This is a genomic window from Beijerinckia sp. L45 (genome assembly GCF_009765775.1).
GTDB lineage: Bacteria > Pseudomonadota > Alphaproteobacteria > Rhizobiales > Beijerinckiaceae > RH-AL1.
On the sequence record NZ_LMUU01000164.1, the window covers coordinates 1 to 1,783 of the forward strand.

2 protein-coding genes are annotated in these 1,783 nt (G+C 59.3%); one reads left to right on the forward strand and one right to left on the reverse strand.

The genetic code is table 11. The features are described 5' to 3' along the window. Positions 1–249 precede the first annotated feature (249 nt). Entirely contained in the window at positions 250–552 is a 303-nt protein-coding gene (locus GSQ79_RS17685; protein ID WP_158809997.1) for a nuclear transport factor 2 family protein, read from the reverse strand. A 398-nt stretch (positions 553–950) separates the two neighbouring features. Here GSQ79_RS17685 and GSQ79_RS17690 point away from each other — a divergent pair, with 398 nt between their 5' ends. Beyond that, positions 951–1,733 carry an SDR family oxidoreductase gene (locus GSQ79_RS17690; protein WP_158809998.1) on the forward strand — a complete coding sequence of 261 codons (783 nt, stop codon included), beginning with the start codon at positions 951–953 and terminating at the stop codon, positions 1,731–1,733. Positions 1,734–1,783 lie beyond the last annotated feature (50 nt).

Consider the following 1,783-nt stretch of genomic DNA (forward strand, 5'->3'; position numbering starts at 1 on the left):
CAAGAGAAAAGGGAATCCTGCTCCTCACGATTCAACCGTCGTGGAAACCGCTCTAAGCCACTACCTTTGTCGAGAGCAGGACGGCCGATATCTGTAATCGAAATTCGCGATGGCAAGAGACAATGACGAACGAGCCGCGCAAGCGTCGCGAGCTACCCGATCAGAGGTCCACAACATCAGCATTCCAATGCGACGTCGCACAAGCCTTAATTCAAGCGTTCTTCAACGGCCTGCTGATAACGATCGGCCTCACGCAACGAGCGCTGAACTGTCCTTCGCTACCGCTCTGGCGAATGGTGCAGTGGCACTGAAAGCGACCGTATCCTTGAAGTAGTCGCTCAGCATGGCGATCCGCCCATCCCGATTCAATCTGATCAGCGAGAGCCCCTCGTTGACGTAGCTTGCGCCGGTGTTCTGGAATTCGCCACGGACGCTCCAGGGCGAAGTGAGCCAACTATCGGTGTTGATGACCGAGTCCATTTCCCAGGAAATGGTGGTGTCGCGGCGACGGATCAGCCCGAGCATGCGTTTGACGAGCGGACGGCCTGCCACGGGACGAAGCCCCAGGGAACAGCAGGATCCTGTCAACTGCGAAGACGGCGGCTGCCCGTTCGATGTCATTGCGAGAAAGCGGCTCGAAGAAATCCGTCTTCATGTCGTCATCCTAGTCCGAGGACTGTCGTCCTTCGGCTTGGCGATCGCCGCATAGAACAATGAGCAGCCGGAAGTATTCTGGGGATGGCTGTACTTAGCGGGCCCGAAGGTAGGAGAGTCGTCAGCAGGAGCTTAGGGTCGCGAGATCTGAGGAGGCCGGCGCTTCAGGGCCGGTGCATTCACAGGCGGGACTGCCGAGGCATAAGTCAGCGGACCGGCGACATCGCTCACAGCTGGTACTCGCGCGCCGGCGATGCTGGTTGCCATGACAACCAAATATGGCTAGATTGGTTGTCATGATAACTTTTGCTTCTCCTTCGGCGCGCGTTCTTATCACGGGCGGCAGTAACGGCATTGGGCTCGGTTTAGCCGAGCGCTTCCTATTGGCTGGAGCGACCGTCCTGGTGACAGGCCGCAAGGCTGACCAGCTCGATCGCGTTAGAACGATGCTACCTGGTGTTCGCACTTTCGCGAATGACATTGGTCAATCGGAAGCGCGTGAGGCCCTTGCCGCGCATGTTCGCGAGACGATGCCGGACATCAACGTCCTCATCAACAATGCGGGTATCCAGCGCCGGGTGTCGCTTGCGGATGACGATGCGCCCTGGTCAGCACGCCAAGCCGAACTCGATATCCTGCTTGCGGGCCCGATACACCTCAATCACTTGCTGGTGCCGCGGATGCTTGCTCACGGCCGGGAAAGTTTGATCGTAAACGTGACATCGGGCGGCGCTTTTCTGCCGCAGCCCTTCGCGCCGGTCTACAGCGCTTGCAAGGCGGCCCTGCACAGCTACACCGTTAATCTCCGCTTCGCCCTTATCGGCACCAACATACGCGTCACAGAGCTGATCCCGCCGGCGGTCTCCACCCAGCTCGCCGGGGCAGGCGCGACGCATGGCGCGCCGCTCGATGATTTCTGCAATGAGGTCTTCGCGACTCTAACGGAGAGCGGCCAAGAGGAGATCGGCTATGGCATGACAGCCACCGATACCTTCAATGAGCCCAAGGCGCTATACCGGGCCATGTTCGAGCGCTTCTCGTCTCGCTTCCCGGTAGGGACCTACGCCGAGTCAGAATGAAGGCATCAAAGGACACGAAGCCGCTCACGGCCGACGAACAGGCGACTTGG

Bases quoted from the DNA above. Each gene is read 5' to 3' on its own strand.
- GSQ79_RS17690 (WP_158809998.1), top strand. From the start codon at position 951: ATGATAACTTTTGCTTCTCCTTCGGCGCGCGTTCTTATCACGGGCGGC.